At 62.9% G+C, this 15,457-nt stretch carries 18 protein-coding genes; 13 read left to right on the forward strand and 5 right to left on the reverse strand.

Annotated elements, in window-relative coordinates; translation table 11 throughout:
* Positions 1-169 precede the first annotated feature (169 nt).
* From EFD56_RS09490 to EFD56_RS09525, 9 genes are all read left to right on the forward strand, one after another.
* Entirely contained in the window at positions 170-1,099 is a 930-nt protein-coding gene (locus tag EFD56_RS09490) for an NUDIX hydrolase (protein ID WP_184330989.1), read from the forward strand.
* Between the two features lie 69 nt (positions 1,100-1,168).
* Positions 1,169-2,140 carry a quinolinate synthase NadA gene (gene nadA, locus EFD56_RS09495; protein ID WP_126905136.1) on the forward strand — a complete coding sequence of 324 codons (972 nt, stop codon included), beginning with the start codon at positions 1,169-1,171 and terminating at the stop codon, positions 2,138-2,140.
* The gene (locus EFD56_RS09500) at positions 2,137-3,678 is read left to right on the forward strand and encodes an L-aspartate oxidase (protein WP_126905137.1); all 1,542 of its coding nucleotides are present in this window, start codon (positions 2,137-2,139) and stop codon (positions 3,676-3,678) included. The genes nadA and EFD56_RS09500 overlap by 4 nt, the downstream gene beginning before the upstream one ends.
* Positions 3,656-4,579, forward strand: a complete 924-nt coding sequence (gene nadC / locus EFD56_RS09505; RefSeq protein WP_184331101.1) for a carboxylating nicotinate-nucleotide diphosphorylase — start codon at positions 3,656-3,658, stop codon at positions 4,577-4,579. Before EFD56_RS09500 ends, nadC begins: the two co-directional genes overlap by 23 nt.
* A 244-nt stretch (positions 4,580-4,823) precedes the next feature.
* Positions 4,824-6,776 (forward strand): AfsR/SARP family transcriptional regulator, encoded by a 1,953-nt coding sequence (locus tag EFD56_RS09510; RefSeq protein WP_126905139.1) that lies wholly within the window; start codon positions 4,824-4,826, stop codon positions 6,774-6,776.
* A gap of 105 nt (positions 6,777-6,881) precedes the next feature.
* Positions 6,882-7,022: a hypothetical protein gene (locus EFD56_RS32570; RefSeq protein WP_164736820.1), complete on the forward strand. Its 141-nt coding sequence runs from the start codon at positions 6,882-6,884 to the stop codon at positions 7,020-7,022.
* 13 nt (positions 7,023-7,035) lie between these two features.
* Positions 7,036-8,301, forward strand: a complete 1,266-nt coding sequence (locus tag EFD56_RS09515) for a YcaO-like family protein (protein WP_126905140.1) — start codon at positions 7,036-7,038, stop codon at positions 8,299-8,301.
* The gene (locus EFD56_RS09520; protein WP_126905141.1) at positions 8,298-9,041 is read left to right on the forward strand and encodes a TfuA-like protein; all 744 of its coding nucleotides are present in this window, start codon (positions 8,298-8,300) and stop codon (positions 9,039-9,041) included. Before EFD56_RS09515 ends, EFD56_RS09520 begins: the two co-directional genes overlap by 4 nt.
* A gap of 65 nt (positions 9,042-9,106) precedes the next feature.
* A complete protein-coding gene (locus EFD56_RS09525) occupies positions 9,107-9,373 on the forward strand; it encodes a hypothetical protein (protein WP_004668299.1) in 267 nt (88 codons plus the stop codon).
* A 41-nt stretch (positions 9,374-9,414) separates the two neighbouring features.
* Here the strand turns inward: EFD56_RS09525 and EFD56_RS09530 are convergent, their stop codons facing one another.
* On the reverse strand, positions 9,415-9,819 hold the full coding sequence (locus tag EFD56_RS09530; RefSeq protein WP_004668301.1) for a helix-turn-helix domain-containing protein: 405 nt from the start codon (positions 9,817-9,819) through the stop codon (positions 9,415-9,417).
* 415 nt (positions 9,820-10,234) lie between these two features.
* The gene (locus EFD56_RS09535; RefSeq protein ID WP_126905142.1) at positions 10,235-10,693 is read right to left on the reverse strand and encodes a cupin domain-containing protein; all 459 of its coding nucleotides are present in this window, start codon (positions 10,691-10,693) and stop codon (positions 10,235-10,237) included.
* On the opposite strand from EFD56_RS09535, the gene EFD56_RS09540 reads away from it, so the two are divergent.
* Positions 10,692-10,904 (forward strand): hypothetical protein, encoded by a 213-nt coding sequence (locus EFD56_RS09540; protein ID WP_126905143.1) that lies wholly within the window; start codon positions 10,692-10,694, stop codon positions 10,902-10,904. The two genes, EFD56_RS09535 and EFD56_RS09540, sit on opposite strands and share 2 nt — an antisense overlap.
* A gap of 96 nt (positions 10,905-11,000) precedes the next feature.
* Here the strand turns inward: EFD56_RS09540 and EFD56_RS09545 are convergent, their stop codons facing one another.
* Positions 11,001-11,600: a TetR/AcrR family transcriptional regulator gene (locus tag EFD56_RS09545; protein ID WP_004680448.1), complete on the reverse strand. Its 600-nt coding sequence runs from the start codon at positions 11,598-11,600 to the stop codon at positions 11,001-11,003.
* Between the two features lie 116 nt (positions 11,601-11,716).
* Between EFD56_RS09545 and EFD56_RS09550 the strand changes: the two genes are divergently transcribed.
* A complete protein-coding gene (locus tag EFD56_RS09550; protein WP_126905144.1) occupies positions 11,717-12,139 on the forward strand; it encodes a tautomerase family protein in 423 nt (140 codons plus the stop codon).
* A gap of 60 nt (positions 12,140-12,199) precedes the next feature.
* Positions 12,200-12,595, forward strand: coding sequence for a VOC family protein (locus tag EFD56_RS09555; protein WP_126905145.1), 396 nt, complete (start codon positions 12,200-12,202; stop codon positions 12,593-12,595).
* Positions 12,596-12,698: 103 nt separating this feature from the next.
* Here EFD56_RS09555 and EFD56_RS09560 read toward each other — a convergent pair whose 3' ends face one another.
* Both EFD56_RS09560 and EFD56_RS09565 read right to left on the reverse strand, forming a co-directional pair.
* On the reverse strand, positions 12,699-13,535 hold the full coding sequence (locus EFD56_RS09560) for an amidohydrolase family protein (RefSeq protein ID WP_126905146.1): 837 nt from the start codon (positions 13,533-13,535) through the stop codon (positions 12,699-12,701).
* A gap of 71 nt (positions 13,536-13,606) precedes the next feature.
* Positions 13,607-14,392 (reverse strand): IclR family transcriptional regulator, encoded by a 786-nt coding sequence (locus EFD56_RS09565; RefSeq protein WP_126905147.1) that lies wholly within the window; start codon positions 14,390-14,392, stop codon positions 13,607-13,609.
* Positions 14,393-14,686: 294 nt separating this feature from the next.
* Here EFD56_RS09565 and EFD56_RS09570 point away from each other — a divergent pair, with 294 nt between their 5' ends.
* Positions 14,687-15,421, forward strand: coding sequence for an SDR family oxidoreductase (locus EFD56_RS09570; RefSeq protein WP_126905148.1), 735 nt, complete (start codon positions 14,687-14,689; stop codon positions 15,419-15,421).
* Positions 15,422-15,457: the final 36 nt, after the last annotated feature.

Raw genomic sequence — 15,457 nt, forward strand, 5'->3', positions numbered from 1 at the left:
AGGGCAGATGGGGGGGGTGAGGAGCATCAGCGACGAACGCCTTGAGCGGCAAGCGAAAGGCATTTTCTCCAGAGACCGAAACATAAACGCCCAGCATCGTCTCGAAGATGTGGGTCGCACCCCGAACTCCTCCGCACGCCATTGGCTTCCGTCCCCGCCTGTGTCAGGAATGACCCATTCGGAACGGAGTATTCGGTCCCCTGTGACGATCGGCTTTGCGCATGCGGAATTGATTGCGGTGCTCGTCGCGGTGACGGGGGATGAGCCGCGTGTGCTGACGATCCGTTCCGGCAATGCGCTGCCGTCCGGCCCGTTCGAAATGGGGCATCGCACCCTGCAATCGGGCCTGCGCGAATGGGTGCAGGAGCAGACGGAACATCCGGTCGGCTATCTCGAGCAGCTCTACACCTTCGCCGACCGCGACCGGAACAATGATATTCCCGGCGGCCGGACGATCTCGATCAGCTATCTCGGCCTCGTCAACGAGCAGGCCGGCGCCGGCCGGCCGGGCTGGCACGGCTGGTACGACTATTTTCCCTGGGAAGACCACCGGCACGGCCGCCCGGCCGTGCTCGGCGAGATCATGACGCGTCTGAAGGGCTGGGCCGATGCCGATCCGGCCCGGCGCGACCTGCGCCATCGCCGCGCCGATTTCACCTTCGGCCTCGACGGCGGCGGCTGGAACGAGGATCTGGCGCTGCAGCGCTACGAATTGCTCTATGAAGCCGGGCTGGTGGCCGAAGCCGGATGTTCTGCCGAGGCCAATCTCGGCCGGGCGATGTTTGCCGACCATCGCCGGATTCTCGCGACCGGCATCGCCAGGCTGCGCGCCAAGATCAAATACCGCCCTGTTGTCTTCGAGCTGATGCCGGAGAGTTTCACGCTTCTGCGGCTGCAGCGCACCATCGAGGCGCTCGCCGGGCTGACATTGCACAAGCAGAATTTCCGCCGCCTGATCGAACAGCAGGAACTGGTCGAGGAAACCGGCGGCACGGAAAGCGAAACCGGCGGCCGGCCGGCCAAGCTTTTCCGCTTCCGCCACACCGTGCTCGAGGAACGGGCGCTCGCCGGAACGAAATTACCGCTCTCCCGCAATTGACATATGCTCAGAACGAGAATATCTCTTTGCCCGTGATATGCTCAAATAGAGCATAATTAGGAGCCGGCCATGAACCATCCTGTTTCCGCATCCTCGCTCTATGAGCGCGTCAGCCGCGTCATTCCCAAAGCCGAATGGATGTCGTTCGAGAACGATGTCGACGCCATTCTCGACCTCAAGCGCCGCCGCAATGCCGTCATTCTCGCGCATAATTATCAGACGCCGGAAATCTTTCACGGTGTCGCCGATATCGTCGGCGACAGCCTGGCGCTCGCCCGCAAAGCGATCGAGGTCGATGCCGATGTGATCGTGCTGGCCGGCGTGCATTTCATGGCCGAGACGGCCAAGCTTCTGAACCCGGAGAAAACCGTGCTGATCCCGGATCTCGGCGCCGGTTGTTCGCTGGCGGATTCGATCACGGCGGAGGATATCGCGTTGCTGCGCCAGGCCCATCCCGGCGTGCCTGTCGTCACCTATGTCAATACCTCGGCCGCGGTGAAGGCCGCCTCCGACATCTGCTGCACCTCCGGCAATGCCAAGCAGGTGGTGGAGTCGCTCGGCGTGCCGAAGGTGCTGATGATCCCGGACGAATATCTCGCCCGCAACGTCGCCCGCGAAACCGACATCGAGATCATCGCCTGGCATGGGCATTGCGAGGTGCATGAACTTTTCACCGCCGACGATGTCCGCCAGTTGCGCGAAAATCACCCCGGCGTGACGGTGCTCGCCCATCCGGAATGCCCGCCCGACGTCGTGGCCGAGGCCGATTTCGCCGGCTCCACCGCCGTGATGTCGGACTATGTCGGCAGCCGGAAACCGGCGCGGGTCGTGCTGCTGACCGAATGCTCGATGAGCGACAACGTCGCCGTGCACCATCCGGATGTCGAGTTCATCCGGCCCTGCAATCTCTGCCCGCATATGAAGCGGATCACCCTCGCCAATATTCGCGCCGCCCTTGAGGAAAACCGCCATGAAGTGACGGTCGATCCGGCAATCGCCACGGCGGCGCGGCGCGCCGTCGAAAGGATGCTGGCGATATGAGCGAACGTCTCGATCATCTTGCCGGGCACACCGTCATCGTCGGCAGCGGCCTGGCCGGGCTGATGACGGCGCTGACGCTGGCGCCGGAACCCTCCGTCATCGTCACCCGCGCCGCCCTCGGCACACAGACCTCAAGCGCCTGGGCGCAGGGCGGCATTGCCGCCAGCATCGGCGCCGACGACAGTGCGGCGTTGCATCTGGCCGATACGCTTGCGGCCGGCGACGGGCTCTGCGACCGGACCGTCGCGGCCGGCATCATTGCCGAGGCGCCGGCGGCAATTGCCGCACTGGAACAGGCCGGCGTGCGCTTCGACCGCAATGCGAGGGGAGAATTCTCACTCGGATTGGAGGCGGCCCATAACCGCCGCCGCATCGTCCACGCCGAAGGCGATGGCTCGGGTGCGGCAATCATCGCCGCATTGGTACGAGCCGTGGCGCAGTCCCCTGCCATTTCAGTGCTCGAAGGCTTCGAAGCGCGGCGGATTCTGATGGACGGCGAAGGGGTAGCCGGCCTGCTCTGCGCGACCGCGGATGGGGCTGCCATCCTGCCGACCGCGAAGGTGGTGCTGGCCACCGGCGGTATCGGCGGCCTTTATGATGCGACCACCAATCCGATCGGCAATTTTGGCCAGGGGATCGCGCTCGCGGCACGGGCGGGTGCCGACCTTGCCGACATGGAATTCGTCCAGTTCCATCCGACGGCGCTCGATTCTCGCCGCAGGCCCTTGGCGCTGGTCAGCGAGGCGGTGCGCGGCGAGGGGGCTCTGCTCGTCAATGAAAGCGGTGAACGGTTCATGGCCCGCATCCCGGGCGCCGAGCTTGCGCCGCGCGATGTCGTGGCGCGCGCCATCAGTGCCGAGAGCGCCCGCGGCGGCAGGGTCTTCCTCGATGCCCGCGACGCGCTCGGCATCCGGTTCGCTACACGCTTCCCTGTGATCGCAGCCCTTTGCGGCGAAGCCGGAATCGATCCGGCGAAAGACCTCATTCCGGTGCGCCCGGCCGTTCACTACCACATGGGCGGCGTTGCAACCGATGCCAATGGCCGCAGCTCCGTTCACGGCCTCTGGGTTGCCGGGGAGGCGGCCTCGACCGGCCTGCACGGCGCAAACCGGCTGGCCAGCAATTCGCTGCTGGAAGCGGCGGTGATGGGGATGCGGGCGGCGCGCAACATAGCGGGCCTGCCGGCACGCACCGGCGGTCCCTTGCAATCCGAAAGGCTGCCGGCGCCGGCCGACGCATCGCTGGTCCGGCCGGTCGTCTCGCGCCATCTCGGCGTGCTGCGCAATGGGGGCGCGGTACAGGACGCGATTGCCGCCCTGCTACCGCTTGCCGAAAGTGACGGCCCGGCCGCCGATCCGGCCATCGTCGCGCTGTTGATCGCAGTCTTTGCCGGTCTGCGGATGGAATCGCGCGGCGCCCATGCCCGCACCGATTTTCCGCTGAAGCTCGCCGATATCAAGCGCCGCCGGATGCGTCTGTCCCAGGCGCTGGAGATCGCCCGTGCAACACCGTCCTATGCCCTTGCCAGGAGTGCCTGAGATGAGCCTTACTCCCCTTCCGCGCCTGATCGTCGAGCCGCTGGTGCGGGCGGCATTGCTCGAAGATCTCGGCCTTGCCGGCGACATCACCTCGGCAGCGGTTATCCCCGGCGAGCATCGCTCGACGGTGATGATGGCCGCCCGTCAGCCGGGCGTGATCGCCGGTCTTGACGCGGCCGAGCTCGCCTTCACCCTCGTTGATCCCGAAATCGTCATGCGGCGCCATATCGAGGATGGCGACGCGGTCAAAACAGGCGACGTGATCGCCACGATCGAGGGGCCGTCGCGCGGCCTGCTCACCGCCGAGCGCACCGCGCTGAATTTCCTCGGCCATCTCTCCGGCATTGCCACCGTGACGGCAGAGATTGCCGCCGCCATCAGCGGCAGCAAAGCTTCTGTCGCCTGCACGCGCAAGACGACCCCGGGGTTGAGGGCGCTGGAAAAATACGCGGTGCGGGCCGGCGGCGGCATGAACCACCGTTTCGCACTTTATGACGCGGTGCTGATCAAGGACAACCACGTGGCGATATCAGGCGGCGTTGCCGAGGCGATCCGCCGGGCCCGGGCCGGCGTCGGCCATCTGGTGAAGGTCGAGGTCGAAGTGGACCGGCTCGATCAGCTGCATGAAGCGATGGAAACAGGCGTCGATGCCGTCCTGCTCGACAATATGAAGCCGGATCAGCTGCGCGAAGCGGTCGCCATCGTCGCCGGCCGGGCGATCACCGAGGCATCCGGCCGGGTGACGCCGGCAACGGCCGCGGCCATCGCGGCTTCCGGTGTCGACCTGATTTCCGTCGGCTGGCTGACGCACAGCGCGCCGGTGCTGGATATCGGCCTCGATTTCGTCGCGGCCGCAACCGCGGCGGAAACTCGCGCCAAACGCGTCGCATCAGCGCTGTGAACCCTCGGCTGTGCCTGCTGAATTGCCGGCCAGCAAGCCTTGCCCGCCTGAAATAACGCAAGGCAATCCGCGTCGCCCGCAAAGTGTTGGCAAGCATTTCCCGTCGGCCGATGCGAAAAAAATACAAATATTCGATGAAAAATTCGTTTTTCGATAGCAATACCGCTATGCGCGGACCGCATATGGCTCTAACATGTACCTGCGGGTGCGCACGCGCGCTTGGCTTTCAGGGGTGAGAAGCGGGATGCAACGGACATCCGGACAGATGCCGACGAACAGGCTCTGCCTGCTCGGAAGGCCGCGACTGCTGGCAGCGGGGAGGGAACTCTCCTTGCCGGAGAAGTCTTATTTTCTCCTCGCCATGCTCGCCGCCGAAGCCGATCTCGAACTCGACCGCGAGACCGTCAGGCGTCAGCTCTGGCAATCGGAATTGCCGGAAAAGCGCGCCGGCAGTCTGCGCCAACTCCTGGCGCGTATCGAGCAGAGCATTCCCGCCGACCTTCCGCCGCTGCTGGCGGCGACCCGAACCCATATCGGGCTTGCCGACGGCTGGGAAGTCGACGTTCATTTGCTGAAGCAGAGGGGGCCGCTCGCAGCAGAGGACATCGGCATCTTGAATGGCGAACTGCTTGAAGGCGCCAAGTCACCGACGCAGGGGGCCGAGGACTGGTTGACCTTCGAGCGCCAGCGTGTCGACGAATTGCGTGCCGCCCATCTCACCCGGCTGGTCGAGAGCGCCGAAGACAGATCGGACGAAGAACAGGTCGCCTTTGCCCGGCGGCTGCTGGAACTCGACCCGGCCAGCGAGACGGCCTATCGCGCCCTGATGCGCCTCTATGTCAGGATGAACGATCCGGCCGCGGCTCGTCAGGCCTATCTGAAGTGCAAAAGCCAGCTGAAGGACGACTTCGACACCGAACCGGAAGAAAGCACCACCGCGCTTGCCCGCGAGCTCGGCCTGACCCCGGCCGCACAGGCCGCAGCCGAGCGCCCTTCTTCGACGCTCGGTGGCTTCGCCGGTCCACTCGGCGAGCCGCGGATCATCATCCTGCCGCCTGAGAGTATTTTTACCGATCCGCTGATGGAGCGCGTCGGCCGGGCGCTTCTCGAAGACGTCACCATCGGCCTCAGCCAGCAGCGCGGCTTCAAGGTGATCGCGGCCCATACGAGCCTCGAGATCCTCAGCCGCGCGGTCGATCCGGCGCGCGCCGTCCCCGGCCCGCTCGATCTCAGCTTCGATTATGCGGTCTATGTCACCATCCAGGGCCGTGACGAGGATGTCTATGCGACCTGCCGGCTGACGCGGACGACGACGTCGGAAGTGATCTGGGCCTTAGAACTGCCGCTGGTCATGCAAAAGATCAGCGAATCCTTCGCGCATCTGACACGGCGGATCGTTTCCTCGCTCGCCGACACGATCGAGCGCCACGAACTGGCGATGCCGATCGGCGATGCGCCGCCATCGGCCTACCGTCTCTATCTCGAAGGCAAGCGGCTGATCGCCCAGACCGATCTGCAGCATCTGCGCCAGGCGCGCAAATGGTTCAAATCCTCGCTCAATCGTTATGAACACTTCTCGGCCGCCCATGCCGGCGTGTCGCGCGCGCTCGGCATGGAATGGCTGATCCGCGGCATGCAGGACACGGATCTGCTCGACGAGGCGAATGGCGCCGCGCGGCTCGCCCAGCAGTCCGACCCGAACAGCGGCCGGGCCTTCCGCGAGCTCGGCTTCGTGGCGCTGTACCGCCGCCGTTTCGACGAAAGCCTGGAATACTTCCAGCAGGCCCAGGATCTCAATCCCAACGATGCCGACATCCTCGCCGATTATGCCGATGCCCTTTCCCATGACGGCGATTTCGATCGCGCACTGGAGCTCAGCCGCGCGGCCTTCAAGCTCAACCCCTTGCCACCGGACTATTACTACTGGAACCTCGGCGGCATCCACTTCATGCGCGAAGAATATGAAAAGGCAATCAAGGCGCTGGAGCCGGTAAAGACCAAGCAGGCGACCGCTCGCCTGCTCGCCGCCTCCCATGCCATGGCAGGCGAAAAGGGGAAGGCCGGCAATTACGCCCGCGTGGTGCTCGAAAACTTCCCCGATTTCCGCAGTGAAGATATTCGCCATTTCGTCCCCGATCGCGATCCCGCCTTTACGGAACCGTTGATAAAAGGCCTACAATTGGCCGGTCTTCCTTAATTGCACGGCCTTTTAACGAAGCCTGTAACGCTTAAATGACGCGGACAATGTTTCTCTCCGATGGTTAACGGCAGCAACGCGCCGTCCAGCCAATTGGAGATGAACATGCAGACGAACGCTGAAACCACCGCTCAGACACAGTCCTTGCGCTTTTCCGCAGCCGCCAAAGCAGCCCTGAAGCAGGACCAACTCAACGTTTCCGCCAATGCGCTTGAGAGCCTGACGCATGCGCTGAGGTTCCGATAGGGACGAGATCGGTATGTCCGCTTTTGCCGACCTTGAAACGCTAGCCGATGACCTCGAACGATCATCGGCCGGCGTCAGCGACTATCACGACCGCGCGGTCACGCCGGCGCAGACATTGGCCGCCGTCAGGCCGCATCTGCGCGAATTCGGCATTACCCGCATCGGCCTGCTGACCGCCCTCGACGTGCTGAACATTCCCGTCGCCTTCGCGACGAGACCGAACAGCCATACGCTTTCGGTCTTCCAGGGCAAAGGCATCGACAATGATGCCGCCATGGCATCGGCGGCCATGGAGGCGATCGAGACGCGGATCGCGGAAATTGCGCCAGCGGATCTGACACGGGCGACCGTCGACAGCATGCGGGCGGAAGGCGCCGCCATGATCGATCTCGACAATGTTGCGCGCTGCGCGCCCGATGACATCGGCGGCGGCGCCATCCCCTGGTGCTCCGGGCTCGACATCCTCTCCGGCAGCAGCGTCTTCGTCCCCTGGTGGCTCGTCGGCCTCGACCATCGCGGCGAGCGGCCGTCGGGCTTCGAGCAGTCGAGTGACGGGCTCGCCTCCGGTAACACGCCGTCCGAAGCGGTCCTGCACGGGCTTTGCGAGCTGGTGGAGCGCGACGCCTGGGCCTTGACCCAGCTGAAATCGCCGCAGCGCCTCAAGGAGAGCCGCATCGACCCCGCCTCGTTCGGCGATGCGGTCATCGATGTCATGACCGACCGGATTTCGCGCGCCGGCATGCGCCTGCTGCTGCTCGACATGACCACGGATATCGGTGTCCCCGCTTTTCTGGCCATCATCATGCCGGGCAATCTGTCCGACCGCGTCGATGCGCGCTGGGTCCATGTCTGCGGCGGCTGCGGCTGCCATCCCGATCCCGTCCGTGCCGCGCTGCGCGCCATCACCGAGGCGGCGCAGAGCCGACTGACGGCGATCGCCGGCAGCCGCGATGATTTCTCGCCACGCATCTATCAGCGGCTCGACAAGAGTGCGGCGATGCAACAGGTGGTCGAACTCTGCGCGGGCGATGGCCGAATGCGCGCCTTCCAGCCCCGCCATCGCCGTCCCGCAACCATCCAGGAAACCATCGGCCATATTGCCGACCGGCTGACGGCGACCGGCATCGAGCAGATCGTCGTCGTGCCGTTTCCGCATCATCAGGCCCTGCCGGTCTCCGTCGTCAGGGTGATCGTCCCGGGCCTCGAGGTCGATATATCAGGTCAGTACATCCAGCTCGGCCTGCGCGCCGTAAACACCATGAGAGGAGCCCAATCATGAAGGTTCTGTTCGTCGGTCCGAGCCTTGGTGGCGGCCTTGCCGCAGCGAGAAACATGTCCCCCTGTATCGATTTCCGGCCGCCGGCCGCCTGCGGCGACATTCTCAAAGCGGTGGAGGACGGCGCCACGGCGATCGGTCTGGTCGACGGCTATTTTGGCGATCTGCCGTCGGTCTGGCACAAGGAAATCCTCTACGCGCTCGAACAGGGCGTCGCCGTTGCCGGCGGCGCCAGCATGGGCGCATTGCGGGCGGCCGAATGCGCGCCTTTCGGCATGGTCGGGCTCGGCTCGATCTTCGAAGATTACCAGTCCGGGCGGTTGCTCGACGACGAGGCCGTGGCGCTGGTGCATGCGCCGCAGGCGCTCGGCTGGCTGCCGCTTTCGGTGCCCTGGGTTGATTTCGAGCCGACGATCAACGCCCTTCATGCCGGCGGAGAGATTTCGTCGGGCGAGCGCAAGAAACTGCTGCTCTCCGGTCGCTTCCTGCATTTCTCCGAGCGGACCTATGCCAGGGTGGTGGACGAATGCCATTTCCGCAAGGCGCGCCGCGACTATCTCCTCGCCGCCCTGCGCAAGAACCGGGTCGAACGCAAGCGAGACGACGCGCGGCTGGTGCTGGAATGGCTGAACCGTGACGAATTCATGCCCGTCGACCGTGACTGGCACTTTGCCGCGACCTCTCACTGGGAGCTTTTGCACGCCGAAGTCACGCGCAATGTGACTGCTGTAACGCTTGTATAACGGTCACGGCGAAAAGATGCAGCGGTGATGGAATCTGAGGCCTTCATGGCCAAAGGGGCGGGACAATGTTTGAACAGCATAACGAAGGCACAGGCAGCGAATACGCAAGGATCTTCCGGCTGCTGTCGGCAGCCAAGGAGGAGGCTGAAAAGCTTCAGCTGCGCAACCTGATGCACCTGACGAACATGGCGCTGCTGCAGGTCGTCATCGATTGGGACGGCATAGATCCGGACAGGGAGCTAGACGTCAACCTCGAGAAACTGCTCGGCAGCAAGGCCAAGATCGCAATGAAGGACGCCAGCGAAAATCTGATCCTGATCGATCGCCATTGACCTTCATGCAGTCCGGTGGGATCGCGTGAAGGAGATCCGGCCTATTCGGCCGCTTCACCGTCCATCTGTTCGGTGTGGGCGATTGCCTGGACGAGCTTCAGGATCTTCTTGCGAAGCGCTTCGTTCTTGATCGAGAAGAACGCGGCGTTGAGAAGGACGCCCTCGCGCGAAATAACGAATTCCTCGCTGGGAGCGGGGTTGTCGTTGGCCGTATCAGGCGTGGACAGGTCGTCGAAGAACGTCCTGACGTCGACCTTCAGCGCGCCGGCGATTTCAACCAGCATGCTGGCGGAAACGCGATTGGAGCCTTTTTCGTATTTTTGAATCTGTTGGAATGTCACGCCGACGCGATCGCCCAGTTCGGTCTGCGAAACTTTCCGCAGCAGACGCTGTATGCGGATGGTCTTCCCGACATGAACATCCACTGCATGCGGTTCTTCTTTCATTTTGTTTTCCCTCCTGAGGACACGGAGATGAGGTTATTCGCCATATCCGTGTCTGACAACTTTTACCTGAGTTACACAAAGCTAGCAATTGCCCGGCTGTAAGTCGTCCCAAACCGAAACATCACCTTGCTTCATATTAACAGGAGCAAAAAGCATGCCAAAGTAGTACTTTTGGACGACACATCACCTGATTTTGGGATGTGGTGTCGTCTTCGGGAGAGAGGCAAGACTACCAATGATGGCGACCGCCGGCATACTCGGGGAATTACAGCGCCGCGGGCCGGAAAAGCTGCGCAAAAGGCGCTGCAATATTTTGAATTAATTACCCTGAAATCGATGCGATTTCGCAATGATGCCACAGCAAGAAAGACGACTGGCGGACGTTGCCGGGCAAACCGTCGATCGAGCCCTACGCTCACATTGTCAGAGTGGAGATCTGATCGGTGTCGTGGCGGCCTCGAAGGTCGGCCAGCGCCGCCGGATCCGGAGCGCCCTGGGCAGCGAGCTTGGCGAGCGCTTCGAAATAATGTTCGTGCCCAGGTGGAGAAACAGTCATCAGCACGCGCGCCGCCTTGTCGCTGACATTGGCGATGTTGTGCGGCACGCCAGGTGGAATGAACAGGAAGGTGCCCGGCGTCGCGCGGATCGTCTTTCCGCCGGCGTGCCAAACGCATTCGCCATCAAGCACATAAAAGGTTTCCTGCACCCGATGGACATGGAGGCCGGTGACGAACCCGGCCGGTATCGTCCAGTCGAACATGCTCGTGTGTTTGGTATCCTCGCAGGTGACAAGAAACACCATGGGATGGCCACGCAGCATGATCCCCTTATTCTCGTCGGGCATGCGGATGACAAGGGCGGCGCAGCGGGGCATGCGGCTAAGCCCGTTTGACCCATGGGGCTTTGCCGCCTTCGATGCGCAGGCGATGAGCCATTTGCTGCGTGGCCGCTATGATGAAGCCTGTCGCGCCGCCTACCGGTCTGTTCAAGCCAATCCGGCACACAGCATCACGCATGTACAACTGGCCGCCGCGCTCGCGAAATGCCTTGGGGACGCGCTGCGGGCCGCCGGTCTGCCGGAGTAGCCGGCAGAAGGGGCTGGTCCGGCGGGGCGAAATGACACGTTAAGCTCTCGAACCGGTTGGCCGCGTGGCGGATCGCCAATTGACTGGCTTGCTGCCTTACGCTTCCGGTCTCCCCCGGCGTAGCGCTTCCGTCGCCACAAGCTCGGCAATCTTCTCGGATAGCGCCGGATCCGATACAGCCCGAGCGAGAGTGACACCACCGGTAAGCAGGGCGAGCAATAAAATGGACCGATCTTCTCGCGAGATCCCTTCACGATCTCCTGGCGCACCTTGCGGGAGGCCCGCAGCGATTTCCGCGATGAGGCGCTGCAATTCTTCGGTATAGGCATTTCGGGTTTCGTTGTCGGTGCGCATGACGTCGGCCGACAAGCTTGGCAACGCGCAGCTTTCACCGAGATCGCAGGTCCGCTTGTATCCCAAATAAAAGGTGACGAAGTTTTTCAGCCAGCCCTGTTGGTGTTCGGCCCTGAGGGCCGATATTCCCAGCCGCAATTCTTCCAGCCCAGCAAGAACGGCAATGCGGAAGGCTTCGCTCTTGGATCGAAAGTGCCCGTAGAAGGCACCGTTCGTCACGCCTGCTGCCTTTGTCAGCGCGTCGATGCCCGCGCCACCATATCCTTCCTTACGAAACAACTGCCCAGCAGCGGCGATGACCTTCTCCTGGGTACGCTTCTTATGTTCAGCGGTGTAGCGCATATAACCTCATAAAGAGCGGACACTCTTTTTATCTTGCTTAGAGAGCTTTCACTCTCTATGAATAGAGAGCGTCCGGTATATATCGCACCCGGACATCTCTGAAACAAGGAGAGACCATGCCCATCACACTGACCATACCGGAAGGACTGCTGTCGCCTGCCGCGCAGGCAGAGGCCTTCGCAGGGCTGACGGAGGCCGTTCTTCAGGTCTCCGGCCTCAACGGAAATGCGTTCATGACGTCGAATGTTGTCGGCTCGATAAACGTCCTTCCTAAAGAGCACGTGCTTGTGGCCGGGAAACCGGCAGAGGCAGCGTTCGTCGAACTGAAACTGCCGGAGATCGCACTAGCGACGCCGGAAGCCAAGCGAACCTTTATCGAGAAGGCAACCGATGTGGTCGAACGAGCCGCAGCCGGACGGCTCCGACGCGAACATATTTGGTCGAACATCGTCTACGCGCCTGACGGCGCCTGGGGGATTGCTGGTCGCAGCTATGACAATAATGACCTTATAGGCGCCATCACCGGGTCGGCGGTGTAATCACATTGGACATTCAGAAAAGCCGGGCCAGAAGGCCCGGCAGCAGTGGGAATTCGAACCATGCAACTGGCCAACTATCTCTTCTTCACCACGCAGTGTGATGCTGCGCTCACCTTCTATACGGAATGCGGTCTTGGTGCGGTAACCATGATGATGCGCCACGGAGATCACGGCATTCCACTCGCAAGCGAGGCGATGAAGGGTAAGGTGATGCATGCCCGTTTCGAGGGGCCAGGAATTCTGTTCTTCGCCTCGGACAATCACGACGCCGAGCCGATGAGAGGCTCGGCGCAGATTCTCATCATGGACGATCGTGATCGAACGAACGACCTGTTTGCTAAACTGGCGGCTGGCGGTGAGGTGACGACACCGCTCGCGATGCAGCCTTGGGGGAGCTACTATGGCAAGCTCACGGATAGGTACGGGGCTCAGTGGATGCTGGACTGCAAAGTTTAGAGTCTTCAAAGCCGAGAACAACTGATCGCTGGAGCGGACACTCGACACTCAACCGCGCAGAGTGTCATTTCGCCCCCAGCCGGAATCGCCCCCAGAAGGCGCGTCAGAGTGACCAGAGCCGTCGGGCATTGGCGAAGAGCAACTTCGAACGCTCCGCCTCGCTGCTGCCGGAGAGCGCGGCATGGGTCGCCGCGACCCAGGTGGAAAGGCCGCCGCCGAGCGTGCAGACCGGCCAATCGCTGCCCCAGACGACCCGGTCCCAGCCGAAACTTGCAATGACATGTTCGATATAGGGCCGCAGCGTCTGCGCCGTCCACGTCTCGGCATCGGCATAGGCGACGACGCCCGAAATCTTGCAGATGACGTTCGGCCGCCGGGCGATCTCCGATATTCCGGCCTTCCACGGCTGAAAGGCGTCCAAGCGGATATCGGGCACGCCGCAATGGTCGAGCACGAACTGGACGTCCGGCGCAAGATCGACGAGGGCGGCGACGCGTCCGGCCTGATGCGGCAACGTGCAGAGGTCGAAGGTCAGGCCGCTGCCGCCGATGCGCCTGATGTTTTCGCGAAACAGCGCGCCTTCCGAGACGTCGTCGGCCACGACATGCAGCACGCGACGAAATCCCTTGACGAAGGGATCGGTCTTTTGCCGCTCGAGATAGGCGGCAAAGCCTTCATCTTCCGGCCGGCAGGAAACGATGGCGCCGGCGATCAGGCTGCCGGGCTTTTGGGCGATGCCGGCAATGTGGTCGGTCTCGGCCTGCATGGCGGCCGGATCGACATCGACTTCCATATGCAGCGCCGTGGTGATGCCGCAGCGGCGCGCTTCGGCTGCATAGGTCTCGTAGAGAAAATCCTGGTCGAGCGCAGGCACGCCGGAGAGCCAAGGGTAGGGGAGCGCCGACCGATCGATGACATGCAGGTGGGTGTCGATGAGCACGGGTTCCTCCAACGCTGGCTTGCGGCAACCTATCTCTGGTGAATGGATTGTTCAAATAAAAATTCCCGAGCTCAGGCCGGGATGATGACGTCGGCGCCGGCGAGCTGCGAGAGTTCGGCGGCGGTCTTCTGCACCAGCGTGATCGTCTGCGTGATGTCGGGGGCCGACGGTGCATTGACGAGCGCGATGAAAGGACAGGTCAGCGCGGCAATGCAGCGCCGATCCGGCCCGAGAACCGGCGCCGACAGATTGTAGACGCCGGAGGTCTGGGCGCTCGCCATCATCTCGTAGCCGCGCTTGCGGATCTGATCGAGGCGATCGTAGAATTCGGCGCCGAGCTCGATATCGGCGCGGTTGCGCACATGTTCCGATATCATCATCTCCCGCTCCTCGTTACTGCGGAAGGCGAGCAGCACATGCCCCGAACCGGTGTCGAACAGGCTGATATGGGCGCCGATGCGGATCGAGAATCCCCAATAATCCGGCGCCTCCTGCTGGGCGATGACAACGGCGGCGCCGCGATCGAAAACGGCTAGATGATTGGCCTGACGCGCGCGCTGGGCGAGATCGCGCATCAGCGGCGTGGCGTAGGAGGCGAGCCGTCGCACCGGCGCATGCAGCTGCGCAAGCCCGAAAAGCTTCAGCGTCAGCGAATAACGATCGCCGTCCAGCCGCGTGACGTAGCCGCGACGCACCAGGCGGTCGAGCATGCGATAGAATTCATTGGGGCTGCGATCGAGCCGCTTGGCGATTTCCGCCTGGGTAAGGCCGCTGTCGACGCCGGCAAGCAGCTCCAGGATGTCGAGGCCCTTATCGAGGGCAGGAGCGCGGTAGCGGTCTGACTCGTCGGGCTCCATTCCATCCTCCTGTGAATATTATTCTGCATATACGCAGAACCGCGGCCGGAAAAGCAAAACTTCGTGCTTGACCCTTGGCCAATCGTCTGTTTGTCTATAAACAGACAAATTATTGCTGAAGACAGCTGCTCAACGGAACCGACGAGAAGCCGGCATCGCTTCAGGCGGGCCGCAACGCGCAAAGAGGGAAAATGGCAGGCGCTGACGGACAAGCTATTCCATCTCAGCCCGGCCTTCGCCAAGATATGACTATACGCACCGCCCGCGCAGACAATTCCAGAAAAGGCCCGTGACATGACAAACAGATTTTCCGGCAAGACCGTTCTCATCACCGCCGCCGGCCAGGGCATCGGCCGGGCAACGGCGGCAGCCTTTGCCGCGACCGGCGCCAAGGTCCACGCCACCGATATCAACACCGAGGCGCTGGCGACGCTGGCGGCCGAAACCGGCGTTTCGACCCACAAGCTGAACGTGCTCGAAGACGATGCGGTCAAGGCCCTCGTCGCCGAGATCGGCGCGGTCGACGTGCTGTTCAACTGCGCCGGCTTCGTCCATGCCGGTTCGATTCTGGAGATGAAGGATGCGGATCTCGAATTCGCCCTCGACCTCAACGTCAAGGCGATGATCCGCACGATCCGGGCCGTGCTGCCCGGCATGCTCGCGCGCAAGGACGGGGCGATCATCAACATGGCCTCAGTCGCCTCCAGCATCAAGGGCGTGCCGAACCGCTTCGCCTATGGCGTCACCAAGGCAGCGGTGATCGGCCTCACCAAATCCGTCGCCGCCGATTATGTCGCCGACGGCATCCGCTGCAACGCCATCTGCCCAGGCACGGTGGAAAGCCCGTCGCTGCAGGACCGCATGCGCGCCGGCGGCGACTATGATGCGGCCCGCGCCGCCTTCATCGCCCGCCAGCCGATGGGCCGGCTCGGCTCGCCGGAAGAGATTGCCGACCTAGCCGTCTATCTCGCCGGCGCGACCTACACTTCGGGCCAGGCGATCGCCATCGACGGCGGCTGGACGATCTGACCCAGCTGATGACGCGGCCGGCAGACTGCCGGCCGA

This window comes from Rhizobium phaseoli, assembly GCF_003985125.1.
Lineage (GTDB): Bacteria > Pseudomonadota > Alphaproteobacteria > Rhizobiales > Rhizobiaceae > Rhizobium > Rhizobium phaseoli.